This window comes from Gordonia amarae NBRC 15530 (genome assembly GCF_000241345.1).
Taxonomy (GTDB): domain Bacteria; phylum Actinomycetota; class Actinomycetes; order Mycobacteriales; family Mycobacteriaceae; genus Gordonia; species Gordonia amarae.
On record NZ_BAED01000004.1, the window covers coordinates 102,833 to 129,312 of the forward strand.

24 protein-coding genes are annotated in these 26,480 nt (G+C 68.9%); 12 read left to right on the forward strand and 12 right to left on the reverse strand.

The genetic code is table 11. The annotated features are described in order from the left end of the window. Window positions 1-22 precede the first annotated feature (22 nt). Window positions 23-874 carry a DUF4333 domain-containing protein gene (locus GOAMR_RS01640; protein ID WP_005181850.1) on the forward strand — a complete coding sequence of 284 codons (852 nt, stop codon included), beginning with the start codon at window positions 23-25 and terminating at the stop codon, window positions 872-874. A 70-nt stretch (window positions 875-944) separates the two neighbouring features. Here GOAMR_RS01640 and GOAMR_RS01645 read toward each other — a convergent pair whose 3' ends face one another. After that, entirely contained in the window at window positions 945-1,886 is a 942-nt protein-coding gene (locus GOAMR_RS01645) for a 5'-3' exonuclease (RefSeq protein ID WP_005181852.1), read from the reverse strand. A gap of 52 nt (window positions 1,887-1,938) precedes the next feature. Here GOAMR_RS01645 and GOAMR_RS01650 point away from each other — a divergent pair, with 52 nt between their 5' ends. After that, entirely contained in the window at window positions 1,939-3,057 is a 1,119-nt protein-coding gene (locus GOAMR_RS01650; protein ID WP_005181854.1) for a M24 family metallopeptidase, read from the forward strand. Here the strand turns inward: GOAMR_RS01650 and GOAMR_RS01655 are convergent. Further along, window positions 3,046-3,447: a pyridoxamine 5'-phosphate oxidase family protein gene (locus GOAMR_RS01655; RefSeq protein WP_005181857.1), complete on the reverse strand. Its 402-nt coding sequence runs from the start codon at window positions 3,445-3,447 to the stop codon at window positions 3,046-3,048. The genes GOAMR_RS01650 and GOAMR_RS01655 overlap by 12 nt on opposite strands. A 55-nt stretch (window positions 3,448-3,502) precedes the next feature. On the opposite strand from GOAMR_RS01655, the gene dprE2 reads away from it, so the two are divergent. The 5 genes from dprE2 to GOAMR_RS25715 all read left to right on the forward strand — a co-directional run bounded on the left by dprE2 (window position 3,503) and on the right by GOAMR_RS25715 (window position 7,943). Continuing rightward, window positions 3,503-4,264 (forward strand): decaprenylphospho-beta-D-erythro-pentofuranosid-2-ulose 2-reductase, encoded by a 762-nt coding sequence (dprE2, locus tag GOAMR_RS01660; RefSeq protein WP_040514040.1) that lies wholly within the window; start codon window positions 3,503-3,505, stop codon window positions 4,262-4,264. After that, the gene (locus GOAMR_RS01665; protein WP_005181863.1) at window positions 4,261-5,469 is read left to right on the forward strand and encodes a bifunctional cobalt-precorrin-7 (C(5))-methyltransferase/cobalt-precorrin-6B (C(15))-methyltransferase; all 1,209 of its coding nucleotides are present in this window, start codon (window positions 4,261-4,263) and stop codon (window positions 5,467-5,469) included. Before dprE2 ends, GOAMR_RS01665 begins: the two co-directional genes overlap by 4 nt. Then, on the forward strand, window positions 5,466-6,233 hold the full coding sequence (gene cobM / locus GOAMR_RS01670) for a precorrin-4 C(11)-methyltransferase (RefSeq protein ID WP_005181865.1): 768 nt from the start codon (window positions 5,466-5,468) through the stop codon (window positions 6,231-6,233). Before GOAMR_RS01665 ends, cobM begins: the two co-directional genes overlap by 4 nt. Next, a complete protein-coding gene (locus GOAMR_RS01675) occupies window positions 6,230-7,012 on the forward strand; it encodes a cobalt-precorrin-6A reductase (protein WP_005181881.1) in 783 nt (260 codons plus the stop codon). Before cobM ends, GOAMR_RS01675 begins: the two co-directional genes overlap by 4 nt. A gap of 115 nt (window positions 7,013-7,127) precedes the next feature. Beyond that, the gene (locus GOAMR_RS25715) at window positions 7,128-7,943 is read left to right on the forward strand and encodes a DsbA family protein (RefSeq protein ID WP_280109973.1); all 816 of its coding nucleotides are present in this window, start codon (window positions 7,128-7,130) and stop codon (window positions 7,941-7,943) included. 15 nt (window positions 7,944-7,958) lie between these two features. Here the strand turns inward: GOAMR_RS25715 and GOAMR_RS01685 are convergent, their stop codons facing one another. From GOAMR_RS01685 to GOAMR_RS01720, 8 genes are all read right to left on the reverse strand, one after another. Beyond that, window positions 7,959-8,345 carry a DoxX family protein gene (locus tag GOAMR_RS01685; RefSeq protein ID WP_005181887.1) on the reverse strand — a complete coding sequence of 129 codons (387 nt, stop codon included), beginning with the start codon at window positions 8,343-8,345 and terminating at the stop codon, window positions 7,959-7,961. A 46-nt stretch (window positions 8,346-8,391) separates the two neighbouring features. Continuing rightward, window positions 8,392-9,075, reverse strand: coding sequence for a CE1759 family FMN reductase (locus GOAMR_RS01690; RefSeq protein WP_005181889.1), 684 nt, complete (start codon window positions 9,073-9,075; stop codon window positions 8,392-8,394). Further along, complete coding sequence (locus GOAMR_RS01695) at window positions 9,072-10,259, reverse strand: CE1758 family FMN-dependent luciferase-like monooxygenase (RefSeq protein WP_005181892.1); 1,188 nt, start codon at window positions 10,257-10,259, stop codon at window positions 9,072-9,074. The genes GOAMR_RS01690 and GOAMR_RS01695 overlap by 4 nt, the downstream gene beginning before the upstream one ends. Window positions 10,260-10,361: 102 nt before the next feature. After that, window positions 10,362-10,829, reverse strand: a complete 468-nt coding sequence (locus GOAMR_RS01700) for a MarR family winged helix-turn-helix transcriptional regulator (RefSeq protein WP_005181895.1) — start codon at window positions 10,827-10,829, stop codon at window positions 10,362-10,364. 147 nt (window positions 10,830-10,976) lie between these two features. After that, window positions 10,977-12,473 carry a precorrin-2 C(20)-methyltransferase gene (locus tag GOAMR_RS01705; RefSeq protein WP_005181897.1) on the reverse strand — a complete coding sequence of 499 codons (1,497 nt, stop codon included), beginning with the start codon at window positions 12,471-12,473 and terminating at the stop codon, window positions 10,977-10,979. A gap of 3 nt (window positions 12,474-12,476) precedes the next feature. Continuing rightward, window positions 12,477-13,103: a precorrin-8X methylmutase gene (locus tag GOAMR_RS01710; protein WP_005181900.1), complete on the reverse strand. Its 627-nt coding sequence runs from the start codon at window positions 13,101-13,103 to the stop codon at window positions 12,477-12,479. A gap of 29 nt (window positions 13,104-13,132) precedes the next feature. Continuing rightward, complete coding sequence (locus GOAMR_RS01715; protein WP_005181905.1) at window positions 13,133-14,281, reverse strand: ferredoxin-like domain-containing protein; 1,149 nt, start codon at window positions 14,279-14,281, stop codon at window positions 13,133-13,135. A gap of 27 nt (window positions 14,282-14,308) precedes the next feature. After that, window positions 14,309-15,949 (reverse strand): DUF8728 domain-containing protein, encoded by a 1,641-nt coding sequence (locus GOAMR_RS01720; RefSeq protein WP_138943543.1) that lies wholly within the window; start codon window positions 15,947-15,949, stop codon window positions 14,309-14,311. Window positions 15,950-16,295: 346 nt separating this feature from the next. On the opposite strand from GOAMR_RS01720, the gene cobN reads away from it, so the two are divergent. Both cobN and GOAMR_RS01730 read left to right on the forward strand, forming a co-directional pair. Further along, window positions 16,296-19,910: a cobaltochelatase subunit CobN gene (gene cobN, locus GOAMR_RS01725; protein ID WP_005181911.1), complete on the forward strand. Its 3,615-nt coding sequence runs from the start codon at window positions 16,296-16,298 to the stop codon at window positions 19,908-19,910. Between the two features lie 130 nt (window positions 19,911-20,040). Further along, window positions 20,041-20,574, forward strand: coding sequence for an FxsA family protein (locus GOAMR_RS01730; RefSeq protein WP_083836800.1), 534 nt, complete (start codon window positions 20,041-20,043; stop codon window positions 20,572-20,574). A gap of 10 nt (window positions 20,575-20,584) precedes the next feature. Here the strand turns inward: GOAMR_RS01730 and GOAMR_RS01735 are convergent, their stop codons facing one another. After that, window positions 20,585-21,130, reverse strand: a complete 546-nt coding sequence (locus tag GOAMR_RS01735) for a hypothetical protein (RefSeq protein WP_005181918.1) — start codon at window positions 21,128-21,130, stop codon at window positions 20,585-20,587. Between the two features lie 268 nt (window positions 21,131-21,398). Between GOAMR_RS01735 and GOAMR_RS01740 the strand changes: the two genes are divergently transcribed. The 3 genes from GOAMR_RS01740 to GOAMR_RS01750 all read left to right on the forward strand — a co-directional run bounded on the left by GOAMR_RS01740 (window position 21,399) and on the right by GOAMR_RS01750 (window position 25,583). Next, on the forward strand, window positions 21,399-23,027 hold the full coding sequence (locus GOAMR_RS01740; protein ID WP_005181932.1) for an amidohydrolase: 1,629 nt from the start codon (window positions 21,399-21,401) through the stop codon (window positions 23,025-23,027). 140 nt (window positions 23,028-23,167) lie between these two features. After that, window positions 23,168-24,787: an apolipoprotein N-acyltransferase gene (lnt, locus tag GOAMR_RS01745; protein ID WP_083836801.1), complete on the forward strand. Its 1,620-nt coding sequence runs from the start codon at window positions 23,168-23,170 to the stop codon at window positions 24,785-24,787. Beyond that, the gene (locus GOAMR_RS01750) at window positions 24,771-25,583 is read left to right on the forward strand and encodes a polyprenol monophosphomannose synthase (RefSeq protein WP_005181938.1); all 813 of its coding nucleotides are present in this window, start codon (window positions 24,771-24,773) and stop codon (window positions 25,581-25,583) included. Before lnt ends, GOAMR_RS01750 begins: the two co-directional genes overlap by 17 nt. A gap of 110 nt (window positions 25,584-25,693) precedes the next feature. On the opposite strand, the gene GOAMR_RS01755 is transcribed toward GOAMR_RS01750, so the two are convergent. After that, window positions 25,694-26,038 carry an RNA polymerase-binding protein RbpA gene (locus GOAMR_RS01755; RefSeq protein WP_005181940.1) on the reverse strand — a complete coding sequence of 115 codons (345 nt, stop codon included), beginning with the start codon at window positions 26,036-26,038 and terminating at the stop codon, window positions 25,694-25,696. Window positions 26,039-26,480: the final 442 nt, after the last annotated feature.

Here is a 26,480-nt window from a genome sequence, read left to right on the forward strand (position 1 = left end):
GCGGGGAGAAGGCGGGAAACAGATGACCGAGCCCAATAACCCGAACACGCCGTCGGGTCCCGGTGCGCCCGGCACCGGTGGCGATGCCACCACAGTGGGCAATTCCGCGCCCTACGGCAATCCGGCGGGCCAGGCGCCGCAGTACGGCGCGGCGCCGGGGTCGTCGCCCTACGGCCCGCCCGGCTACGTCGCCCCCGCCTACGGCGCTCCCACGCCCGGCACGTCCGATTTCGGTGCCGCCAATCCGTACGCACCTCCCGTCGCCGGACAGTACGGGCAGCCGCCGCAGCCTCCTGCGGGCGGTCCTGGCTACGCCGACCCCGGTCAGTACGGTCAGACCGCATTCAGTCAGCCCGGCCAGCAGTATCCCGCGCCGGGCCAGCAGTTCGGCCAGTCCGCGCCCGCATACGGCCAGCAGTCGGGTCAGCCCGGCCACTATGGGCAGCAGCCTCCTCAGTACGGGCAGCAGCCCGGCCAGTTCGGCCAGCAGCCGGGTGCGGCCGGCCCGCAGTACGGCGCCGACCCGTTCGGCGGACAGCAGCCGACCGGCTCGCCGAGCAAACTGCCCAAGCTGCTCGGAGCCGTGGGAGGCGTGATCCTGGCGATCGCCGCGATCGTGCTGGTGACCGGTTTCTGGCTGCCCGGCTGGTTCCCGAAGACGTTGTCGCAGAGCGCGGTCGAGGACGGGGTGAAGAAGGTGCTGAGCAACGACTACAGCATCACCAACGTCGACAAGGTGTCGTGCCCGTCGGGGGAGTCGGTGTCGGAGGGTAAGACTTTCACCTGCGATCTGTCCGTCGGCGGTCAGTCGCAGAAGGTCACCATCACGATCGTCGACGACGACGGCAAGTACGAGGTGTCCCGCCCGAGCTGATCGACTGCACCGGCCTGCCGGTCACCACCGAACTGCGGTGACAGGCAGGGCGGGTTTCACCCGTGGTTGGTTATTCCGGTGACCAGTTGAGGGCGTTGGACAACCGCCCCAGCGAGGCACCGATACCCAGTTCGGCCTCAAGTTCGGCCAGCCGTGCGGGGTCGGCAGGGGCGGTCGGCAGCGCATCGGTGTCACGCGAGTCGATGGTGTCGGCGTCGGTGCGGACGGCCACCACCACCCGCGCCGCGGTCAAATAGTCGGTGGCGTCGGCGAGCGCATTGCGGCTGCGCGTAGGTACCGATGAATCACCTTGCAGTGCGGCCTTTTCCAGAGCATCAAGGCTGCCGAACGCGGTGATGAGCTTGGCCGCGGTCTTCTCACCGATACCGGTCACCCCGGGCAATCCGTCCGACGGGTCGCCCCGCAATATCGACATCTCGGCGTAGGCGACACCCGCCCGGCCCTCGGGCACCCCGTACTTCGCGGCCACCTCGGCGGGCCCCATCATCTCGGCCTTCGCCAGACCGCGGCCCACGTACAACACCCGCACCGGCACCGGATCCTCGGCCACCACCTGCAGCAGGTCGCGATCACCGCTGACCACCACCACCGGATCGTCGGCCTCGGCGAAGGCGAGTGTGCCGATCACGTCGTCGGCCTCGCAGCCGTCGGCACCGGAGGTCGCGATACCCGCGGCGGCGAGCACGTCGAGGATCATCGTGACCTGCGGGGTGAGGGTGTCGGGTACCTCCTCGACGTCGGTGCCCGACTCGCCGGCTGGTTCGGCCACCCGGTGCGCCTTGTACGACGGGATGAGGTCGGTCCGGAACGACGGCCGCCAGTCCAGGTCCAGGCACACCACGAGCCGGGTGGGCTGCTCCCGGGTGACCAGGGAGGCGATGGTGTCGATGAACCCGCGGACGGCGTTCACCGGCCGGCCGTCGGGTGCGGTCATCTTCTCCGGCAGTGCGTAGAACGAACGGAACCACAGGCTCGCGCCGTCGAGAAGCATCAATGATCCAGCCACCCGGTCAGTCTGACATGACCGGGCTAACCTGTGACACATGCAGCGTTTCTCCTCCGACGTGTACCGGGAGCGCCTCGCCCGCGCCGCCACCCTGACCGGTGCGGCCGGTCTCGACGGAATCGTGGTCTCGACGGGCCCGGATCTGCGGTATCTCACCGGATCTCGTGCCGACACCTTCGAACGGCTCACCGCACTGGTCATCCCGGCATCGGGGTCTCCGCGCCTGGTGGTGGCCCGGCTCGAACTGGCCTCGCTCGCCGAGTCCGCCGTCGCCGACCTGGGGATCGAGGTCGCCGACTGGGTCGACGGCCAGGACCCGTACGCGCTCGCACTGGACGCGCTGCCCGCCGATCCGGCGATCGCGGTGTCGGATGCGATGCCCGCCCTGCACGTGATCCCGTTGGCCGAGCGCACCGGACGCACACCCGCCCTGGCGACGGCGGTGCTGCGCGAACTACGCATGATCAAGGACCCGGCCGAGGTCGAGGCGCTGCGCGCGGCGGGGGCGGCGATCGACCGGGTACACGCCCGGATGGGTGAATGGCTCAAGCCGGGCCGCACCGAACGCGAGGTGGCAGACGACATCCGGCAGGCGATCGTCGCCGAAGGGCACACCGGCGCAGAGTTCATCATCGTCGGGTCAGGACCCAACGGGGCCGACCCGCACCACGAGTTCTCCGACCGGGTGATCGAACGCGACGACATCGTCGTCATCGACATCGGCGGGCCCGTGGAACCCGGCTACAACTCGGATTCCACCCGCACCTACTGCTTCACCGAACCGCCCGCCGACATCGCCGACGCCTATGCCGCCCTGGAACTGGCGCAGCGCACCGCGGTCGCGGCCGCACGGCCGGGGGTGAGCGCAGAAAGCGTCGACGCCGCAGCGCGCGACATCCTCGTCGAACACGGACTCGGCGAACAGTTCATCCACCGCACCGGACACGGCATCGGGCTGTCGGTGCATGAGGAGCCCTACATCGTGGGCGGCAACGACATCACCCTGCGCCCCGGGATGGCGTTCAGTGTGGAACCGGGCGTGTACTTCTCCGGCCGCTGGGGAGCCCGCATCGAGGACATTGTGGTGATCACCGACGACGGTTGCGAGCCGGTGAACAACCGCCCGCACCACCTGGTGAATCTGTCAGCCGAATAGGGCGGCCGACCCCATCGCCCGGGTCACGCTGATCTCGATGACCACGCGGCGCGGATTCTCCTTGGGCTGCCGGTAGCGGCGCGCGTACCGCTCCTCGGCGTCGGCGACGCGGGATCGTTCCCGGCTCACTGTCGCCGGACCCTCCAGAGTGAGCCAGCGCGGCCCGTCGACGTGGGTGACGGCGGCGTACCCGCCGCGTTCGACGTTGCGGACCTTCTGACTGCCGTCGAAGGTGATGACCCGCGCGGTCCGGGTGTCGGGGTCGTAGGTGAATCCCACGGCCGCGACGTGCGGTGTGCCGTCGACGCGGGTGGTGGCGAGTGTCGCCAGGTGGCGTTCGGTGAGGAACACGTGGGCTGCGTCGTTGAGTGCGTCGGGCGATCGGGCCATGCGCCACAGCGTAGGTGATCGGGTACCGCGGTCGACGGGTGGAATACTGGGGGCCATGCCTGACAGTCCCGGTTCTGTTGTCGTGTTCGGTGGCCGTAGCGAGATCGGGGTGGCCGTCGCCGAACGCCTCGCATCCGGCCGCACCGTGGTGCTGGCCGCACGGCGTCCCGACGATCTGGCCGACGAACAGCGCAGGCTCGAAGCCGCCGGTGCAACCCGGGTGGCGGCCGTCGAGTTCGACGCGAACGACACCGCCTCCCACACCGCGCTGATCGAGCGCCTCATCGCCGACCACGGTCCGGTGGCAGTCGCGGTGGTGGCATTCGGGATTCTGGGCGACCAGCAGCGCGCCGAAACCGACGTCGAACACGCCCTGCAGATCGCGCACACCGACTACCTGGCGCAGATCAGCGTGCTCACCCCGCTCGCGACCGCGCTGCGGGCGCAGGGGTCGGGCACCATCATCGTGTTCTCCTCCGTCGCCGGGATCCGGGTGCGGCGCGCCAATTATGTGTACGGCTCCACCAAGGCCGGGCTCGACGGTTTCGCCACAGGCCTCTCGGATGCCTTGCATGGCAGTGGTGTTCGGTTGCTGCTGGCCCGGCCCGGTTTCGTGATCGGGGCGATGACCCGGGATCTGATGGCGGCGGGCACGAAACCGGCACCGCTGTCGGTCACCGCCGACACCGTCGCCGATGCGGTGGTACGGGCGTACCGGCGTGGGCGGGGTGAGGTGTGGATTCCGTGGGCGCTGCGGCCGATGTTCTTCGGTATGCGCCTGCTGCCGCGCGCCATCTGGCGGAGGCTGCCCCGGTGACCGAACCGTGGTTCGTGGTCGTCGGTATCGGGGAGGACGGCTGGGCGGGCCTGACCGGCACCGCCCGTGACGCTCTGGAGAAGGCCGATATCATCTACGGTTCCCCCCGCCAGCTGGAACTGATCAGCGCCGAGGTCAATGGTGCGCGCACCCGCCTGCACCCGTGGCGATCACCGATGTCGCAGCACCTGGCCGAGGTGCTCGACAACCCGCCGGCGTCGGTGGTGCACGTGCTGGCCAGTGGCGATCCGATGTTCCACGGCGTGGGGGCGTCGATCGTGCGGAGAGTCGGCGCCGATCGGGTGGCCGTGCTGCCACATGTGTCGAGCGCGTCGCTGGCGTGCGCGCGGCTCGGCTGGGATCTGGCCGGTACCCGTATCGTCAGCGCCGTCACCGGACCACCGGAGGCAATCGTCGAGCATGTGTCGGACGGCCGGCGCATCCTGGTGCTCAGCCGTGACGAACACACACCGTCGCAGGTGGTGACCATTCTGCGGAACCACGGGTTCGGTGATTCGCGGGTGCGGATCCTGGAACGTCTCGGCGGCCCCGCCGAACGTGTCATCGACCCCGGCCGCGACGACGTTCACCCGCTCAACATCGTCGCCGTCGACTGCCGCGGCCCCCGCACATCGGCCGCACCCGGACTGCCCGACGAGGAGTACGAGAACGACGGCCAACTCACCAAGGAACCGATCCGCGCCCTCACCGTGTGCGCATTGCGGCCCGGTGGCCGACAACTGCTGTGGGATGTGGGCGGCGGCTCGGGCAGCATCGCCATCGAATGGCTGCGGGCCGATGCCGACGGCCGCGCCATCGGCTTCGAGGCCGATCCGACGCGGGCAGAACGCCTGGCCCGCAACGCCGTCCGGCACGGAGTCGCCCACCGGCTACAGGTCGCGGGGAAAGCCCCGGAGTCCTTCACGGGCCAGGGTGTGCCCGACGCCGTGTTCATCGGTGGTGGCTTGTCGGAGCAGGTCCTCGAACAGTGCTGGGACGCACTGGTTCCGGGCGGTCGGCTGGTGGCCAACGGCGTGGCGATCGAATCGCAGAACCTGCTCACTCAGGCAGCCGGAGTACACGGAGGCACCCTGCGCCGGTTCAGTATCGAAACGGCCGCGCCGCTGGGATCGCTGACCACGTGGCGACCGGCCCTCCCGATCGTGCAGTGGGTAGCCGACAAGAGTCAGGAGCAGCAGCGATGACCGTCTATTTCATCGGGGCCGGGCCCGGCGCGGCCGATCTGATCACCGTGCGCGGGTCGCGGATCCTCGGCAACTGCCAGACCTGTGTGTACGCGGGTTCACTGGTGCCACAAGAGATGCTGTCGCTGTGTCCGGACGGGGCAGAGCTGGTGGACACCGCGCGGATGCCGCTGGACGCGATCATCGACACGATCGTGGCCGCCGACGCCGCCGGTCACGATGTCGCCCGACTGCACTCGGGCGATCTGTCCCTGTATTCGGCGATGACAGAACAGCAACGCCTGCTCACCGAACGCGGCGTCGCGACCGAGATCGTGCCCGGGGTGCCGGCATTCGCCGCGGCCGCTGCCGCGCTCGGCTCCGAGCTGACCGTCCCGGGCGTGGGGCAGAGCCTGCTCATCACCCGGGTGTCGACGCTGTCCACCGACATGCCGCCGGGCGAGACGCTGCCCGACCTCGCCACCGCCGGCGTCACCCTGGCGCTGCACCTGGCGGCGCACCGGGCACACGAGATCGTCGACGCCCTCGCCCCGCATTACGGCGGCGACTGCCCGACGGCGACCGTCGCGTTCGCCAGCCGCGAGGACCAGCAGGTGGTGCGCTGTCCGCTCACCGAACTGCCCGATGCGCTCGCGGCCGCAGCCATCACCAAGACGGCCGTCATCTTCGTCGGCCGAGTCCTGGAACCCCAAGGGGTACAGACGATCACCGACAGCTACCTGTATTCGGCCGCCCGCATGTCCAAGCTTCGGAGCCACCGGTGAACGCGATCCTGATTCTGGGCGGTACCGGAGAGGGCCGCGAGCTCGCGGGTCTGCTGCACGATGCCGGGATCGAGGTGATCACCTCACTCGCGGGCCGTGTCGCACAGCCTCGGCTGCCGGTGGGGGAGGTCCGCATCGGCGGATTCGGGCAGTACGCCTCCGGTGACGGGGTGACCGGCCTGACGAACTGGTTGCACGAGAACAACATCCAGGCCGTGGTGGACGCGACCCACCCGTTCGCCGCCACCATCACCGACCATGCCGCCGAAGCCGCCCGGCGCGCCGGGGTGCCGCTGCTGCGACTACGCCGGCCGGCCTGGGACCCCGCCGACTTCCCGGGGGGTGACCGCTGGCACCACGCCGACTCGATCGAGGCAGCGGCCCAACAGGTTTCGCACCTCACCACGGCAGGTGACCGCGAGCGGGTACTGCTCACCACCGGACGTCAGGACGCCTCGGCGTTCGCCGGCATCGACAGTGCGTCGTTCCTGATCCGCGTCGTCGACGCCCCCACCGGACCACTGCCGCCACGTCACGAGATCCTGCGCTCGCGCGGCCCCTACGACACCGACTCCGAACGCCGGCTACTCACCGACAACCACATCGACGTGCTCGTCACCAAGAACAGCGGGGGAGCGCTCACCCGCGCCAAACTCGACATCGCCGGCCCGCTCGACATCGACATCGTCGTCGTCGACCGACCTGCCGAGCCGGCCGACATGCAGGTCGTCGATACCGTCGCCGACGCCCACACCTGGTGCCTCGACACCGTCGGATAGTCACCCCCAGAGCTCCTCGTCTGAAGCCTCTGTGGATTGTGGTCACCGGGTGGCTCAAAGGCCCAGAGCCTGGGTGTTCCTCGGGGTGGAGGGCCCCGGGGTAGGTTGGGCAGCGATGAGCGCGCCACAGCACATGCCACCTCTGTACCCACCCGGCCCACCGGTTGATCCGTTCGCTCCGCCGCCGATTGTCGCCGCGAAATCGTCGTCGGCGGCGGCGTGGGTGGTCGGCGCAATTGCGGCGGTAGCGCTGGTGGCGGTACTCGTGGTGGGTGCGGTGGCCTACCCGGTGGTGACTCGGGTTTCCGGCGAGCCGACCGCCGTGGCGGGCGGAGGATCCGCGCCGACGAGTGCAGCGGGGGCTCCGTCCGTGGCCACCGGCTTCGGGTTCCGGACCGCAAAACCCAGTCCCAGCGATACCGACCGGCGGGTGGTGGTGACGCTGTTCGAAGATCTGCAATGCCCGGCGTGCAAACAGTTCGAGTCAATGTTCGGTGAAGCGATCACCACGCTGCGGGCCAACCCCGACGTGGTCGTCGAATACCGGATGATCTCGTTCCTCGACCGCGCCTCCACGAACAACTATTCCTCACGCGCCACCAATGCCTCGGCGTGTGTCGCCGAGGCGACCGCTACCGGCGGGGACTGGTCGACGTGGCTGCGTTTCCACACGATGCTCTACGACGAGCAACCCACCGAAGGCGGAGCGGGCCACACTGACGCCGCTCTGGCCTCACTGGCGGTCGGGGCAGGATCGCCCGATGTGAGCTCGTGCATCATCAACAACCTCTACGCGTCGTGGATCCAGGCCGGGACCCGTGATGCGCTGGACGCGATCACCGGCACCCCGACCGTCCAGATCGACGGCGTGGCCGTCGATCTGAGCACCCCGTCGGAACTGGTCAGCGCCGTCGAGCGGGCGGTCGCCTGAGCCCCGACCGGTCGGTCACAGGGTGACAGCGATCAGGACCATCGAAGCGACCCCGAGGCCGAGCAGCACGACGTTGACCGGCAGCGCCTTGAACTCCTTGAGCTTCGCGTGCAGCCCGATCGCGAGCACCTGGATGACGGTCAGACCGAGAACGGCGGCGAACGACACCCAACCCGCCCACTCCCAGCCGTCGACGGTGTGGGCCAGGATCAGCGGCACGATGGCGCCGACCGCGCCGACGACCTCGGACCAGGCCGCGAAATAGGCCGGGCCCTTGCCGGTGGTTGTGGTCCAGGGCATCTTGTCCTGCAGTTGTGGCCACGGGGTGGACGCCTTGCCGCCTCCGGCGGCGAGATTGATGGCGGCGACGATACCAGTGATGATCCAGGTTGCGATGAGCATGGTTGTTCCTTCGTGGTGAACTTTGTTGGGGAATGGGTTGTGATGGTCAGTTGCCGCCGCGGGCCAGGCGCATGAGGTCGGTGTCGAAGTCGACCTCGGCGGCGGTCTGTTCGGCGCGGGTGGCGTTTCCGGCGAACGAATGCTGATAGCCGGCCCACCCACCGCCGGCGATGTCGCGGCCCACACCGCTCGCGGTGAGCGCGGCGAGTTCACCCGCCGCCCGGTCGATTCGTTTGCCGAGTTCTGCGCTGCCCCAATCGTCGGGGGCGGCGAATACCGATGTCGGGGCCGGGATCGTGCGGAAGAACGCGAACAGCGGGCGCAGCTGGTCGTCGAGAACCATCGCGTGGCGTTCGGATCCGGCGGTGGCGGCCAGGAGCACGGGTGTGGCGATGATCAGGTCATTGTCGAGCAGGTCGATGAACGACTTGAACAATCCACTGATTCCGGCCTTGTACACCGGGGTGGAGGCGATCAGGGCATCGGCTGCGGCCAGTTTCTCGATCGCCTCCTGAACGGGTTGTGTCGGGAACCCGGCCACCAGACTGCGCGCGATGTCGCCGGCGATCGGGGCCAGTTCTATCACCGTCGCCACCGCGTTGCGGCCGGACTCGCGGAGCCTGTCGACGGTTGCCGCCGCGGCCTGATCGGCGAGCATGCGGGTCGTCGACGGATCGCTCGTGCCGGCGCTGATCGCGACGACGCTGTACGAGGCTTCTCCGAGGCTCATGCGAACCTCGGCATGTTCGCGCGCCTCGCCGGATCGCTGTCGATGTACGGCAGTGATCCGGAGGTGTTGTCGCCGGTATTCGGTCGCGGGCGGGCCTGCCGGGTTTCCCCGTCACCGTAGGCGGCCTGAACGAGTGAGGCGTGGGTGGGTGCCTCCGGCACACCGGGTGCCCGCAGCGCCGACATTTCTTTGCGCAACACCGGCACCACCTCGGTGGCGAGCAACTCGACCTGTTCCAGCGCGACGTCCAGCGGCATCGATCCCAGGTCCATCGCCCACAGCTGCCGCTGGTAGTCGCCGAACCCTTCCCGGAAGGTGAGGGTTTTGTCGATGACCTCCTGCGGCGACCCCACCGACAGCGGGGTGCCTTCGGCGAACTGTTCCAGGCTCGTGCCCTGGAACATGGGGTAGGAATCGAAGTACGGCCGGAACCCCGCGTAGGCATCTTGGGAGTTCTTGGCGATGAACGCCTGCCCACCCAGGCCGACGAGGGCGTCCTGCGCGCGGCCGTGCCCATGGTGTTCGAACCGCTGCCGATAGAAATCCACGAGCGGTTTGAAGTGGAAGTTCGGGGCCAGGATGTGGTTGGCGAAGTAGCCGTTGCCGTAGAACGCGGCCTGCTCGGCGATCTCCGGGGTGCGGATCGCGCCGTGCCACACGAACGGCGGAACCCCGTCGAGGGGGCGCGGGGTCGAGGTGAAACCCTGCAACGGGGTGCGGAACTTTCCTTCCCAGTCCACCACGTCTTCACGCCACAGCCGGTGCAGCAGGTTGTAGTTCTCCAGCGCGAGGGGAACGCCGTCGCGGATGCTCTGCCCGAACCACGGGTACACCGGAACCGTGTTGCCGCGACCGAGCATCAGGTCCATGCGGCCGTCGGCGACGTGCTGGAGGAATGCGTAGTCCTCGGCGATCTTCACCGGGTCGTTCGTGGTGATCAGGGTGACGGAGGTGGACAGGAGAATGTTCTTGGTCTGCGCCGCGATGTAGGCGAGCATCACCGGCGGCGCGGAAGCGACGAAGGGTGTGTTGTGGTGCTCACCGAACGCGAACACGTCCAGGCCGAGCTCGTCGGCGGCCTTGGCGACCCGGATCGTGTCCTGGATGCGTTGGGCCTCGGAGCGAGGTACACCGGTGGCCGGATCAGGGGCGATGTCGCCCACACCGAAGATGCCGAATTGCATGATGGATAAGTCCTTTCGCGTAATGCCTGGTGCGAAGGGGCCGTGCGGGTGCATGAGGGCCGGAGCGCGCGGTCTCGTCGAAATAGCTGGAATCGGGGCTTGTCAGTCCGCCGGAGGTAGGTTCAGGTGTTGCCGCAGGGTGCGGGTCAAGTTTTCGATCTGAGTCAGTTCTTCCGGTGACAGGGCGTCGATGAACAGTTCCCGGATCGCCATGAGGTGCGGGATCGATCCTTCGCGGAAAGCGCTGTACCCGTCGTCGGTGAGCGCCACATCGATGCCGTGGGGATCGTCGGGGCATCGGGCGCGCCGGAGGAGGCCACGCTTTTCCATCCGGCCGAGATGATGGGACAGGCGACTACGTTCCCAGCCGATCAGTTCGGCCAACTCGGACGACCTCAATGTCCGGCCGGTGGCCTCACTCAATGCCAGCAGTACCTGATAGTCACCGGAGGACAGCGACGATTCGTCCTGCAGGCGACTGGCCAGGCGAGAGCGCAGTGCCTCAGATGTCTCAATGTATCCACGCCAGATCCGCAGCTCATCGCGCGTGGGCGTCTTTCGCTGTCCCATAGCCACACCTCCTTGGATTGACACGTCAACTCTATGCGCACGGCGTTGACGTGTCAATTCCGATCCCGCAGGTTTCTGGAGAATCAACCATCCGCAGGCAATGTGCCCTCGCGGATCGCCACGTCGCCGGAAAGTTGCGTGGTGGCGTCAGGAAGGCGTGTGTCGGCGAGGGGTGAACACCAGGTCGCCGGCCGGGCGCGACACCGTCGTCGTCGCCGAGGATCCGACGACGATCAGGGTGCGCATGTCCACCACGGCCGGGTCGAACTCGCCGACGGTGGTGGTGTGCAGGGACTGCTCCGGGCCGCCCACATCGCGGCCCAGCACCAGCACACGCTCGGGTGACACCGATTCCAGCAGTAGCTCTTTCAACGCGGCAACCTGCCACGCACGGCTTGCCGAGCCGGGGTTGTAGATGGCGATGACCAGGTCGGCGGCCAGGGCATGTCGGAGCCTTTTGCAGATCACTTCCCACGGTTTGAGCCGGTCCGACAGCGAGATGACCGCGAAGTCGTGGCCGAGCGGCGCGCCCACCGCGGCGGCGACGGCGGTCGCGGCGGTGACACCGGGCACCACCCGCACCGGCACGTCCTGCCAGGCCGGTTCGGAGGCCACCTCGGCGACGGCGGTGGCCATCGCGAACACACCCGGGTCACCGGAGGACACCACTACCACCCGCGCCCCGCGATGGGCCAGGGCGAGGGCGAACTCGGCGCGTTCGGATTCAACCCGGTTGTCGCTGGCGTGGATCCGCTGCCCTGGTCGCGGGGTCAGGCGTTTGAGGTAGGTGGTGTAGCCGACGAAGTCGGTGGCGGCGGCGAGTTCGGCCCGCACCTCCGGCGTCGTCCAGGTATCGCGGCCGGGGCCCAGACCCACGACCACCACCTCACCCGACGTACCGCCCGCCGGTGCGGCCGGGTTGTTGCGTCCACCGGGCACCACGATCATCGAAAAGTACGGAACCTGAGCCGGATCCACGTCGGCCGCGGGCAGCACCCGCTGCGAGGTGGTCGACGCCCGCTCGACGTACCACGCTTCGTCGAGGCGCCCGGAGGCTTCGAGCGCGGCGCGCACGGCGGTGAAGGTGCGGCCCAGTTTCATCACCGCGAACGCGTCGGCGCTGCGGAATCGTGCGGTCAGGTCGACCTGCGAGAGGGTGCCGGGGATGACGGTCAGTGTTTCCTCGCCCTCCACCAGTGGGATGGCCATCGCCGCCGATGCCGCGCTCACCGACGTCACCCCGGGCACGATTTCGGCGTCGAACTCACCGGCCAGGCGTTTGTGCATGTGCATGTAGGAGCTGAAGAACAGGGGGTCGCCCTCGGCCAGCAGCACCACGTCGCGTCCGGCGCGCAGGTGTTCGGCCAGCCGCCGCGCCGACTCGGTGTAGAAGTCGGCCAGCGCCCCGGCGTAGCCGCGTGGATGATCGGTGGTCTCGGTGGTCACCGGGTACATCAGCCGCTCTTCGATCTGCCCGTCCCGCAGATACGGGGCGGCCACCGACCGGGCGATGCTGTTGCCGTGGCGCGCACAGTGATACGCGATCACCGGTGCCTCGCCGATCAGCCGGGCCGCCTTGATGGTGACCAGTTCGCTGTCCCCGGGGCCCAGGCCCACGCCCCACAGTGTGCCGTTCGCGGTCATGTTTCACACCTCCGAGGTGGAGGCCAGGGCGTTGAGCGCGGAGGCGACGATCGCCGACCCGCCGCGCCGGCCTCGGACGGTGAGGAACTCCAGGTCGGTGCGGGCAGCGAGCGCCTCACACGATTCGGCCGCGCCGACGAACCCGACCGGGGCCCCGACGATCGCGGCGGGCTTGTCGGCGCCTGCGTCGATCAGGTCCAGCAGCGCAAACAGGGCGGTCGGCGCATTGCCGATCGCCACCACCGAACCGGCCAGCAGCGGTTTCCAATACTCCAGCGCCGCAGCGGTTCTGGTGGTTCCCAGGCGTTCTGCCAGATCTGGCAGGCCTGGCTCGCCGAGGAAGCACAGCACGTCGTTGTCGGCGGGCAGCCGCCGTCGGGTGACGCCGGAGGCCACCATGTTCGCATCGCACAGAATCGGTGCCCCGGCCTCCAGCGCGGTCCGTGCCGCCGCGACCACACCCGGGGTGGCCACCACATCGTCGGCCAGGTCGACCTGTCCGCAGCCGTGGATCATCCGCACCACGACGTTCGCGACGTCTGGCGGGAATGCCGACAGATCCGCCTCGGACCGGATGATGGCGAAGGACTGACGGTAGATGGCGGCACCGTCGCGCAGATAGTCACTCATGGTGGGTTTCAGCGTAAATGCGGCGCCCCTCACGCGTCGGTGCGGGTGCGGCGATAGCCGTCGGGGGTGGCCTCCACCCGCAGATGGGCCTCCGTGGGCGCGCCGCAGCCACGTTCGCAACCCGACCAGTGTTCGCGCTCGTCGACCGGCCCTTGCTCGACCCGCACCAACAGATCCTCGCGGACCGCGGCGTGTGCCCGGCCACAGCCCGGGGCACCCACACAGCAACTCACCGACGCCCACGGCGACGACGCGTCGAAGATCAGCCCCATCGGCGCCAGCACCCGCACCACGGTCTCGGCGACGGCCTCGTCGAGGTCGCACAGCAGGATCTCCCGCTCCGGGGTGAAGATGATCGGCTTGCCCACGGCAGCGAGGAACTGCGCCAACCTGGCGGGCAGCCGGGCCAGTTCCACCACCCCACCGAGGAGCACCGCGCGGTCGTCCTGGTCGAACCAGCCGACGATCGGTGACGGCGCTGATGCGGGCGGCGTCTCGGGTTCGCCGATGGCGGTGTCGAGCCTGCCCCGTGCGGCGGTCACGATCGCCTCATGCTCGACGCCGGTCAGGTCACCGACGCGCCAGGCGGTGGGTGCGACCTGCACCATGTCACGTGCGATCGAGGCCATCGCGGTCGCCAGCCCGTCGATCGGTGTCGATCCGAGCGTGAGTTCCCCGAGCAGCACGTCTGCGACCATTGCGCTACGGGCGATGGCGGTGACATCGGGATTGCGGGCCAGCACATCGCCGCGGCCGTCGTCGAGGCCGAACAGGAACCGCCCCGACAGCCCGGCGAACACCTCGTCGGCGCGCAGCAGGTCGTCGAGTGCGGTGACGACCTGCCGCAGGTCGGCCAGACCACCGATCCGCCCGGTCAGCGACGACACCTCGATATTGCGGGCCCGATCGTGGGTCGATGTCGGCGCGAGCCCGGCGTCGACGATCAGCGCGCCCAGTCCGTCGGTGTCGGCGATGCCGCGGATCTGCAGGTTGCCGCGTGCCGTGATCTCCAGAAATCCGTCACCGAACCCGGCCGCCCCCTCGGCGAGGGCCTCGAGCTGAGCGGCGGTGATCGACCCGCCGGGCAGCCGGATCCTGGCCAGCGCACCGTCGGCCGCCGCATGGGTGGTGAACACGCCGGGGCAGCGGTCGGTGCGGTCACGATGAGATTCGGTCACCCATCCAGGGTAGGCGTGGCGAGGAGTTCATTCCGTCCGCAGGCACGGATAATCCGGGCTGCCGGTACGCGCGTACACGGTCAGCGTCAGCGAACCGGTGCCGTCGGGATCGAGCACCTCGCGAGACCTGATCCGGGTGTACCGGCCACCGAGAGCCGTCGGCGGTTGCGGACCGAGCTCATCGGCGTGCGGATCGGCCGTCGGCAGCACCAGCAGGATGTCGGGGTCGCGGTCGATCAGCGCCGCGCCGACGACCGAGTCCGTGTCGAACCAGTGGGGATCGTGGACCCCGGTGCGCAGCTTCAACGACGGGCCGGCGTTCCCGGCGATCTGATTGTCGGTGAGACCGCGGGTATCGATCACCCGCAACTCCCGGTTGGTGTAACCGAAGTAGCCGATCTCGGAGAAGGCGATCACCGTCCCGGTGGGCAGACACGAGGTCATCTCGGTGCTGGTGATCCACGACTGCGAGTACGGCCCGTATCCGCCCACCGCGATCAGGTCGCGGTTGTCGACGCCGTCGAGCAGCCACGCCGGGTGGTAGGTGTGCAATCCGGGGCCGGCCTGCAGCAGCAGCACCAGACCCATCAGCACCGACCCGACAGCGGCCGGGCGAGAGGCACGTGAGCGGGCCGCGAGAGCGTGTGTGCAGGCCCGGACGGCGACCACCGAGATCACCGCCATGGCCGGCACGACCGGCGCCCAGTGCCGGGCACCGAACATCCAGTCACCGCCGGAGCGGAGGATGAACGCCACCTGGACCAGTATCGCCAGCGGCAGCAGAAGCAGCAGTGGGGATGTCCGCCGCCAGGCGTTGGCGGCGACGATGAACAGCACGAACTGCACCGTCAATGTGAGCAGTACCAGGACGTTGGAAGTGCCGGCCCAGGGGTGCGAATCGATCACATAGCCGAGACCCCAGATCAACGACTCGGACAGTGACACGTCCTTGGCGTGATAGGTGTTGGGCATCAGTTCGCCGAAGTAGATCAGCCGATGCCCGAACACCACGGCCGCGGCGGCCACCGGAGCCACGAACCACCGCACCGTCCGCGAGCCGTCGGCGCGGCTCCAGAACAGCCAGCCGCACGTCAGAACCCCGACCACCAGCACGGACTCGGGGCGGGCCAGGACCAGCAACCCCGACCACACGGCTGCGTGGCGGTACGGGGCGGCCGTCAGCGACGCCAGCAACCCGGTGAGCAGAAACGCGGTCAGCGACGACTCGAGCAGGTTGGATGAGGACGCCGCGAAGTTCCACGACACCGCCACCATCAGTGTGCTCAGCAGTACCCCACGCGGCCCCAGTCCGCAGTTGCGGGCGATCCGCGCGGCCGGCCACAGCGTCAGCGCGCCGAACACAACACCGATCAGCTTCAGCGCCAGACCGGTGTACGCGGCGGGCAGCAACGCCACCACGGCCGACAGCAGCAGATGCAGCGGACTGCTGTAGCCCTCCACCGCATCCCCGAAATTGAAGTCGGGTCGTCCGTGGTGGATCAGGTTGTCGGCGATGCGCAGGGTGATGAACCCGTCATCGGGGGTATTGGCGAAGGTCAGCGTGACCGCGAGCGCGTACACCGGTAGCGCGGCAAGTGCGGGTCGTCGCGTCCACGGGCGCCCGGCCGTCGGTACTGCCGCAGGCGGTGTCCCGGTGTCATATTGCATTTCTGCCGTCATGCCTATCCCGAATCTGTCGACCTGTCGATCAGCGCGCGCCAGAAATTGAGACGCCCAGTGAGGTAAGCCGAACCTTATCTGGAACCCAAGCGTCTGTGTAGACCGGTGGCAGTCCGGGCGAACCCGGATTGAGCCGACCGCAGTCCGAGGCACCCTTCGACCATCGATGTCCGCCGCTGGCTAGGCTGTGGCGTGCGAGTAGTGCGGAAGCCGGTGTGAATCCGGCACGGTCGCGTCACTGTAACGGTGTGCCCGGCTCGGGGCGCCGAAGTCAGACCTGCCGCTCGCGCGTACTGACCGAACGCTCCGGGCGCGCTTCCCGGTGAGGAGAGCCATGATCCTGCTGCTGTCGACCTCCGATACCGACCTCATCACCGCCTCGGCGTCCGGGGCCGAGTACCGGGTGGCAAACCCCGCCCGCATCCTCGTCGATGATCTGGCCGGACTGGCCGACGGCGCAGATCTGGTGGTGATACGCATCCTCGGCGGCGTCCGGGCCTGGGAGGACGGTCTGGCCGCGGCCGTCGCGCTCGACAAGCCGCTGGTGGTGCTGTCGGGGGAGCAGCAGCCCGACCCTGATCTGATGGCGGTGTCGACGGTCCCGGCCGGTGTGGCCGCCGAGGCGCACAACTATCTCGCCGCCGGCGGCGTCGAGAACCTCGCCAATCTGCATCACTTCCTGTCCGACACGGTCCTGCTCACCGGCCACGGCTTCGAACCGCCCCAGCAGACACCCGGGTGGGGTGTGCTCGAACGCACCGCGACCGCCGAGGCGCCCGACGGTGCGCCCACCATCGGCGTCCTCTACTACCGGGCCCAGCATCTGGCGGGCAACACCCGTTACGTCGACGCTCTGTGCGCGGCAGTCGAGGCCAAAGGTGCCCGCGCGCTGCCCATCTACTGCGCGTCGCTGCGTACCGCACCCGACGAGCTGATCGACCTGCTCTGCACCACTGACGCGCTCGTCGTCACCGTCCTCGCGGCGGGCGGATCCACCCCGGCCGCAGCGTCGGCGGGTGGGGACGACGAGGCGTGGAACATCGAACGCCTCGCCGCCCTCGACATCCCGATCCTGCAGGGCCTGTGCCTGACCGGCTCACGCGAGAACTGGGCATCCAACGATGACGGTCTGTCGCCGCTGGATGTGGCCACCCAGGTGGCGGTCCCCGAATTCGACGGCCGCATCATCACGGTCCCGTTCTCGTTCAAGGAGTTCGATGAGAACGGCCTGCCCTGGTATCAGCCCGACGCCGAACGCTGCGCCCGCGTCGCCGGTATCGCCGTCGCCCACGCGCGGCTACGGAAGCGTACACCCGCCGACCGCAAGGTCGCGATCATGCTGTCGGCATATCCCACCAAACACGCCCGCATCGGCAACGCCGTGGGCCTGGACACCCCGCGCAGCCTGCTGCGGCTGCTGTCGGCGCTGGGGGAGGCCGGCTACGACATCGGCGCGGACGGCGAGATTCCCGGTCTGGCAGAAGACGATTCGGATGCGCTCATCCACGCGATCATCGCCAAGGGCGGGCAGGATGCCGACTGGCTGACCGAAGAAGCATTGGCCGCCAACCCCATTCGCGTCTCGGCCGACGGCTACCGCCGATGGTTCGCCACCCTTCCCGACGACTTGCGCGAGGGCGTCGAGAAGCACTGGGGCCGGGCACCGGGCGAACTGTTCGTCGACCGATCCACCAATCCTGACGGCGATATCGTCATCGCCGCAATGATTTTCGGGAACATCGCGATCCTGGTGCAGCCGCCGCGCGGCTTCGGTGAGAACCCTGTCGCCATCTACCACGACCCGGATCTGCCGCCCTCGCATCACTACCTGGCCGCCTACCGCTGGGTCGCCGGGTACGACGACACGACCGGGTTCGGGGCCGACGCAGTGGTCCACGTCGGCAAGCACGGAAACCTCGAATGGCTGCCCGGCAAGACGCTCGGCATGTCGGCGGACTGCGGCACCGACGCCGCCCTCGGTGACCTGCCCCTGATCTATCCGTTCCTGGTGAACGATCCGGGGGAGGGCACGCAGGCCAAACGCCGCGCCCACGCGGTGCTCATCGACCACCTGATCCCGCCGATGGCGCGCGCCGAATCGTATGGCGACATCGCCCGTCTCGAGCAGCTCCTGGACGAGCACTCCAACGTCTCGACGCTCGACCCGTCGAAGCTGCCGGCGATCCGTCAGCAGATCTGGACGCTGCTCACCGCCGCCAAGATGGACCACGATCTGGGCCTGGCCGAACGTCCCGACGAGGATGTGTTCGACGACATGCTGCTGCATGTCGACGGCTGGCTGTGCGAGATCAAGGACGTCCAGATCCGTGACGGTCTGCACGTGCTCGGGCAGGCCCCCGATGCGGACACCGAAACCGACCTGGTGCTGGCGATGCTGCGCGCCCGCCAGCTGTGGGGTGGCACCTCGGCGCTGCCCGGCCTGCGCGAGGCACTCGGGCTCACCGAGGACGGGTCCGCGGCCCGCAGCGAGGTCGACGAGTTCGAGACCGTCGCCCGCGGCCTGGTCACCACCTGCGCCAAGGGGGACTGGTCCGCCGAGGCCGTGGCCACCGCCGCCGACGGCCATCCCGAGGCCGTCGCCGACATCCTCACCTTCGCCGCCACCGAGGTGGTGCCCCGGCTGCGGCAGACCTCGGTCGAGATCGACCGCGTGCTGCATGCCCTCGACGGCGGCTTCATCCCGGCCGGGCCCAGCGGCTCGCCGCTGCGCGGCCTGATCAACGTGCTGCCCACCGGCCGCAACTTCTACTCCGTGGACCCCAAGGCGGTGCCGTCACGCCTGGCGTGGGAGACGGGCCGGGCGATGGCCGACTCGCTGCTCGAGCGCTACCTGGCCGATCACGGCGAATACCCCCGCTCGGTGGGTCTGTCGGTGTGGGGGACCAGCGCCATGCGCACCTCCGGCGACGACATCGCCGAGGTCCTCGCCCTGCTCGGTGTGATGCCGGTGTGGGACGAGATGTCCCGGCGCGTGTCGAGCCTGGAACTGATCGGCCTCGAAGAGCTCGGCCGTCCGCGCATCGACGTCACCGTCCGCATCTCCGGGTTCTTCCGCGACGCGTTTCCGCACGTGGTCACCATGCTCGACGACGCCGTCGCGCTCGCCGCCGATGCCGACGAATCCGACGAGCAGAACTTCGTCGCCGCCCACGTGCGCGCTTCGCTCGCCGAACACGGCGACAGGCGCAGGGCATCGACACGGGTGTTCGGGTCCAAACCCGGCACCTACGGTGCGGGACTGCTGCAACTGATCGACTCCCGTGAGTGGCGCAGCGACGAGGACCTGGCCCGCGTCTACACCGAATGGGGTGGCTACGCCTACGGCCGCGACCTCGCCGGCGTGCCCGCGGTCGACGACATGCGATCCGCCTACCGCCGGATCGCGGTGGCCGCCAAGAACACCGATACCCGCGAACACGACATCGCAGACTCCGACGACTACTTCCAGTACCACGGCGGCATGGTCGCCACCGTCCGCGCGCTCACCGGCAAGGACCCCGAGGCCTACATCGGTGACTCCACCCGCCCCGACGCAGTGCGCACCCGCACCCTGTCGGAGGAGACCAGCCGCGTGTTCCGGGCCCGCGTGGTCAACCCGCGCTGGATCTCGGCGATGCAGCGGCACGGATACAAGGGCGCCTTCGAGATGGCCGCCACGGTCGACTACCTGTTCGGGTACGACGCCACGACCGACGTCGTCGCCGACTGGATGTACGAAAAGCTCACCGAGTCGTACGTGCTCGACGAGGCCAACCAGGAATTCATGCGGCAGTCCAACCCGTGGGCGCTGCACGGCATCGCCGAACGACTCCTCGAAGCCGCTCAGCGCGAGATGTGGCACGAACCGCCCGCCGAGATGCTCGCGGAACTGCGCCGCATCTACGTCGAGGCCGAAGGCGACATCGAGGGCCGCGACAGCGTGGACTGACCGGCCGGGCAGATCACAGCGACTTCACAGGACGATCGGGAGAAAATCCGGACACCCGTGCGTTGAACTCTTCGACGGGTGCATCCGGAACGACCGAACAGCACCCACGGAGAGGACAGGTCCGGTTCTGATGCGACTTGCGATGGTTCTCGGTTACGCGGTGGTGGAGATCGCCGCCTTCGCGTTGGCGATCCACCTGCTGGGCTTCGGCTGGGCGGTGCTGGCCGGGCTGACGGTATTCACCCTCGGGCTGATCGTGCTGCGCAGGCACGGCCGCACACTGGTCGCCGACCTGCGGCGCGCATCCCGCAACGAGATCGACCCGCTGCCTGCGATGGCCGACACCGGGCTGACGGCACTGGCCGCCGCGCTGCTCCTCGTGCCGGGCGTGGTGTCGACGGTGGTCGGCATGACCCTGCTGGCACCGCCGGTGCGCAAGCTGGCCCGGCCGGCGGTCACCGCCTACGGAACCCGGCGCTTCAACGCCTCGATGGACCGGCTGGGCCTGTACTCGGTGGGCTTCTTCGCCGCCGACCGCACCCGCGGTGCCGACGTGATCGACGGAGTGGTGCTGGATGGGGATGTCCAGTACGCCGACACCGTCGCGACCCCGGGCCAGGATCCGGAGACGATGCGGAGCCTGCCGCGGGGTAGCGCGCACTGACGCCCGGCCGCTAGCCCAGGTTGACGCGGCGTTCGGAGATCTTCCCCGCGGGTGGGCAACTGGACTCACACCCAGCCGGGTCCCGCGAGTCCACGGAGAGGTAGCGAGCAGGCTGGTTCTTCAGCTGCGGGCCCCGAGCGATCATGGTCACCGTCGAACCACGACGGGACAGGGTGACAGGTCCACAGTCCTCCGCGCCGAAGTCGTCGGTGACACAGTAGCGGCCCGTCGCCTTCTTACCCGGAACCCAGTCGCCGCCGACGGTGATCGCGTGGGGGCTGGTACCGCGCTGAAAAGTCTGGGCCGTCGACAGCATCGGCAGGTCGGCACTTTCGGACTGCGAGACGTTCCCCGGCAGAGCGGCGCGATGGCGGATCACGACCTTCACATAACCCGCGGTCTTGTCGTAGGTGACCGTTGAACTGGTGATGGCACGATATCCCGGCGCGAACGAGTCGAAGCCGAATTGCAGGGCGGGACGAACTGTCACCGTCTTCGGTGCGGCCTGCGCCTGACCGGTGCCGATCAGGCCGGTCGCGGCGGCGGCCGCCACCACCGCCGTCGCGATCCGCCGGCTTCTGGACCTAGGTGCCCGGCTGGTCCGGCAGGTCTCTGATGTAGTCGGTGACATCTCGCTCCTCCGATCGCGGCCGCCCGTCGGCCACACTACTTACCGACGCTAACGGTTTTCGGTCGGTGCCGTGGCCGCTCCGGCCCACGACACCCACATCGGCGGCGTTTGTCCGATTCCTGCGCCGGCGGTGGGGGTCGCCTTAGCCAGGGCAGATAGCCTCGCCGATCACCGTCAGGCAGACTGGACGATCGTGGCTACTGATCTCTATGTGGGTGGTGCGGTGTACTCCTCCGCAGCACCCGACGCGACCGCGCTGGCCGTCACCGACGGCATTGTCGTCTGGGTGGGTAGCGACGACGTGGGCCGGGCCCTGCACCCGGACGCACGCATCATCCCCCTCCAGGACCGTTTCGTGGCGCCGGCATTCGTCGACTCGCATGTCCACCTCACCTCCACCGGTCTCGCCCTCTCCGGACTCACCCTCACCTCGGCGACATCCCGCAGCGACTGCCTGGCACTGCTCGCCACCGCGCACGCCGCGGCCGCGCCCGGCGAACTGATCTGGGGGACGGGGTGGGACGACTCCGCCTGGGATGCCACGGCACACGGCGAGGGACGCTTCCCGACCACCGCCGAGATCGACACCGTCGTCGGTGATCGGCCCGTGTACCTGGCCCGCGTGGACGAACATTCGGCGGTTGCCTCGTCGGCACTGCGTGACCGGGTGCCGGAGCTGGCCGGCGCGACCGGATTCCATCCCGCCGAACCGCTCGTGGCCGAGGCCCACCACCTGGTGCGCGGTGCGGCCCGGACACTGCTCAGTGCCGGACAGCGTCGCCGTGCGCAGGTGCGCGCCCTCGATCACGCCGCCTCCGTCGGGGTCGTCGCCGTCCATGAGAACGGCGGACCCGACATCAGCGGCAGCGCAGACTTCCTCGCGATCGCCGACCTCGACCACCCGGTGTCGGTGCGGCGCTACTGGGGTGAGGCGGTCGCCGACGCCGAGGAGGCCACGGCACTCATGCGGTCCCTGCGCGCCGACGCCCTCGGTGGTGACCTGTTCGTCGACGGGGCACTCGGCTCGCATACCGCGTGGCTGTCGCAGCCCTACACCGACGCCCCGGACCTGAGCGGCATCGAATACGTCGACCACGACACCGTCCGCGGGCACATCGCCGCCTGCACGGTAGCAGGCGTGCAGGCGGGCTTCCATGTCATCGGCGACGCCGCGGCCGCGTCGGTGGCCACGGCGTTCGGTGAGGTGGCCGCCGAATTCGGCACCCCCGCACTCGCCCGGTGCGCGCACCGGCTCGAGCATGCCGAGATGATCTCCGCGCACGACATGGACATCCTCGCCCGCTGCGGCGTCGTCGCCAGCATGCAGCCGCAGTTCGACGCCGCGTGGGGCGGACCCGGCGACCTGTACGAGCAGCGGCTCGGCGCCGACCGGGCGGCGAGCCTGAACGACTTCGGCGCCCTGGCCAAAGTCGGTGTCGCGCTGTCGTTCTCCTCCGATGCGCCGGTCACCGGCATCGACCCGTGGGCCACCATCAGGGCCGCCGTGCACCATCATCAGCCGCGCAACGCGATCTCCGCGCGGGCGGCGTTCGCCGCCACCACCCGCGGCGGCTGGCGTGCGGGCGGAATCAACGACGGCCTCACCGGAACCCTCGTACCCGGCGCCCCCGCGCACTTCGCGATCTGGGAGGCCGAGGATCTCGTCGTCGTCGGTTCACACGCCGGGGTGCAACGCTGGTCGACGGATCCGCGTGCCCGGGTGCCGGCGCTGCCGGACGTATCACCGGAGGCCACCCTGCCGCGCTGTGTGCAGACCTTCCGCGACGGCATCCCGGTGTACTCGGCGGAGACGACCGGTTGAGCGGCGCGGAGTGTGAGACCCCGTCCGCTGACGGTGCCGCCGGCCGGCGCGGGCCGGTGACGCGCCTGCGGGAGTGGGCGCCCGCCGACCGGAAGCTCTGGCTGATCCGCACCGCACTCGCGATCGTCGCCGGCGCCGGGATGTTCCTGGCGTTCCCGCCCCGGGCGTCCTGGTATCTGTCGGTCATCTCGCTGGCGGTGCTCTACGCGCTGCTCGTGGTGGACCGCCCCCGGGTACGCACGGGCGCCTGGATCGGTTTCGTGTTCGGACTCGGCTTCTTCGTGCCCCTGTTGCCGTGGATCGGTGAATACGTGGGGCCCTTGCCGTGGCTGGCGCTGGCCACGGTCATGGCCGGTTACCTTGCCCTGTTCGGGGTGATCGCGACGGTGACGATGCGGCTGCCGGTGCCACCGGTCTGGTTCACCTTGTCGTGGATTCTGGTGGAGGCGGTGCGCTCGTCGTTCCCGTTCGGCGGATTCCCGTGGGGCCGAACCGCGTTCAGCCAGGTCGACGGGCCGCTGCTGCCGTTGGCGTCGATCCTCGGGGCGCCCGGGCTGTCCGGTGCCGTGGCCCTGTTCGGGTCGGCGGGGGCCTGGTTCGTCCTGATCGTCGTGGCCTCGGTGCGGACCAGGGTACGTGCCGATGATGCATCTGTGGAGCCGGAGCGGCGGCGTTCGGACACCCTCACCTGGGCCGCCGTGGCTGCCGTGCTCACCCTGCTGGGTCCGCTCAGCGCGATCCTGGTCACCCCCGACACCGTCGACCGGACAGTGTCCGGGTCGACCGTCAACGTCGCCGCGATCCAGGGCAATGTGCCCAGGCTGGGGCTCGATTTCAACGCCCAGCGCAGAGCGGTCCTCGACAATCATGCGACCGAGACCGAACGCTACGCCGCCGACGTCCACCGGGGCGCGACGGCGGCACCGGACCTGGTGCTGTGGCCGGAGAACGCCTCGGACATCTCACCGCTGACCAACCCCGACGCGGCCACGGAGATCACCGACGCCTCCGAAGCGGTCAACGCACCGATCCTGGTGGGCACCGTCCTGCGCGACGACGACGGGCGGCCCAGCAACTCGGTGCTCGTCTGGGATGGGCGACGCGGACCGGTCGACCGTTACGACAAGCACATCATCCAGCCCTTCGGCGAGTACCTGCCGTGGCGCGGATTCTTCAGGCTGTTCTCCTCGTACGCGGACATGGCCGGAAACTTCCGGGCCGGAACCGGGCCGGGCACCGTCGACGTGCCAATCCACGGCCGCTCGGTTCGCGTCGGCGTTTCCACCTGCTGGGAGGTCGCATTCGACCGCTCGGCGCGCAAGGCGGTCAACGATGGCGCGGAGTTCCTGTTCGTACCCACCAACAACGCCACCTTCGGCCGCACCAACATGACCTACCAGCAACTGGCGATGTCGCAGGTGCGGGCCGTCGAACACGGCCGTTCGGTGGTGGTGGCCGCCACCAGCGGGGTGAGCGCGATCATCGGCGCCGACGGCATGATCGAGTCCGAGTCCGGCTTCTTCACCCCGGCCACCCTCACCGCGCATCTGGCGCTGCGTTCGGACACGACCATCGCGACCCGGCTCGGTGGCCTCCCGCAGACGATCGCCGTTGTGATCGCAGTCGCAGCATTTTTGTTTGCGATCGCGCGGCGTACTAGATTCTCCCAGAGGTTTCCCATCCCCGGGATGGACACCGCAGGCGACCGCCGGGAGAGTGCGGACACCACATCCGAGGAGATCGATGGAATCACCAGATAGCGCCACCACCGGCAGTCAGCCGGGCGGAGACGACCGGCACGCCGAGGTGGTCGCGGCGGACGGAGCGCGGGCGCTGGTGGTCATCCCGACCTACAACGAGAAGGACAACCTGCCCGGCATCATCGGCCGGCTCAACCAGGCCCTGCCCGGGATCCATGTGCTGGTCGTCGACGACTCCAGCCCGGACGGGACGGGTGAACTCGCCGATCAGCTCGCCGCCGACGACGCCGACCACCGCCTGCACGTGCTGCACCGCACCGCCAAGGACGGCCTGGGCAAGGCGTATCTGGCCGGGTTCGGGTGGGGTCTGGCGCGCACCTACGACGTGATCATCGAGATGGATGCGGACGGCTCCCACGCACCCGAACAACTCGGCTCCCTGCTGGCGGCGATCAACGACGGCGCCGACCTGGTGATCGGTTCCCGGTATGTGCCCGGTGGTCGCCTGGTGAACTGGCCCAAGCGCCGCGAGTGGCTCTCGCGCGGCGCCAACACCTACGCGCGGCTGGCGCTGGGTGCTCACATCCACGACATCACCGCCGGGTTCCGCGCCTACCGGCGTGAGGTGCTGGAGACGATCAGCCTCGGCACTGTCGAGTCGGCCGGGTACTGCTTCCAGATCGACCTGGCCTGGCGCACCGTGCAGGCCGGTTTCGACGTCCGGGAGGTGCCGATCACGTTCACGGAACGCGAGGTGGGCGAATCCAAGATGGACGGCGGGGTGATGACCGAGGCGTTCATGATGGTGGCCCGGTGGGGTGTGGCCAGCCGCATGACCCGCCTGCGCCGCCGCTGACCTCGCACGCGCACATCCGGAACACACAATGCCGGTGACCTCGATGGTCACCGGCATTGTGTGTTGATGCTGCCCGATTTGTGTGTTGATGCCCGTTCGGGTGGATCCTGTCAGCCCGTCACGCCGCGACGGCGCTGCTTGAGCAGTTCGAGGCGCTCGTTGAGCAGCACTTGCAGGTCTTCCTCGGAACGACGCTCGAGAAGCATGTCCCAGTGGGTGCGCGGCGGCTTGCCCTTCTTCTCGTCGGGCTCGGCGCCCTCAAGGATCGTGCCCTCCATGCCGTTCTTGCAGGGCCACTTGGACGGAACCTCCGCGTCGTCGGCGAACGGCACGTCAAAGATCTCACCGTTGTCAGTGCGGTACTGGACGATCCGGCGCGGCGCAAGATCGTGGTCGCGATCGGTCTCGTAGCTCACCGCACCGAGGCGGCTACCGCGAAGTACTCGATCAGCCATAAATTGTTCCTCTCAAACGCTTGGTCAACCGCCCGGCGGAGTCGGCCACGTGGGTTCGGCCGACCGCTTGGGGCTCAGACAAGTACCCGGCAATGGTACGCGCACGACAAGACTCCGTACGCGCACGGCTGCGCGAGTACGCACGGCAACACGAGACGACGAGTCGCCGCGTGTTCACCACACGCAGGTGTCAACGCCGTGCGGGGCCGGAAGGTTCCCGTGACAGGTCTGGTCCTGACAACCGATCAGGCCAGCCAACCGATCAGGCCCAGCCAACAAATCAGGCCCCGACAATTAATCAGGCTAGGACCTCGACGGTGTCGGGATCGCCGAACACCACGCCACGATCGGTGTTGATCGCGAACCGCCGCAGGCGGGCGGCGCCCCGTTCGGCGTCGATGGTGGCCTCGATGGCCCCGCCGGAGGGGATCAGTTCACCGAA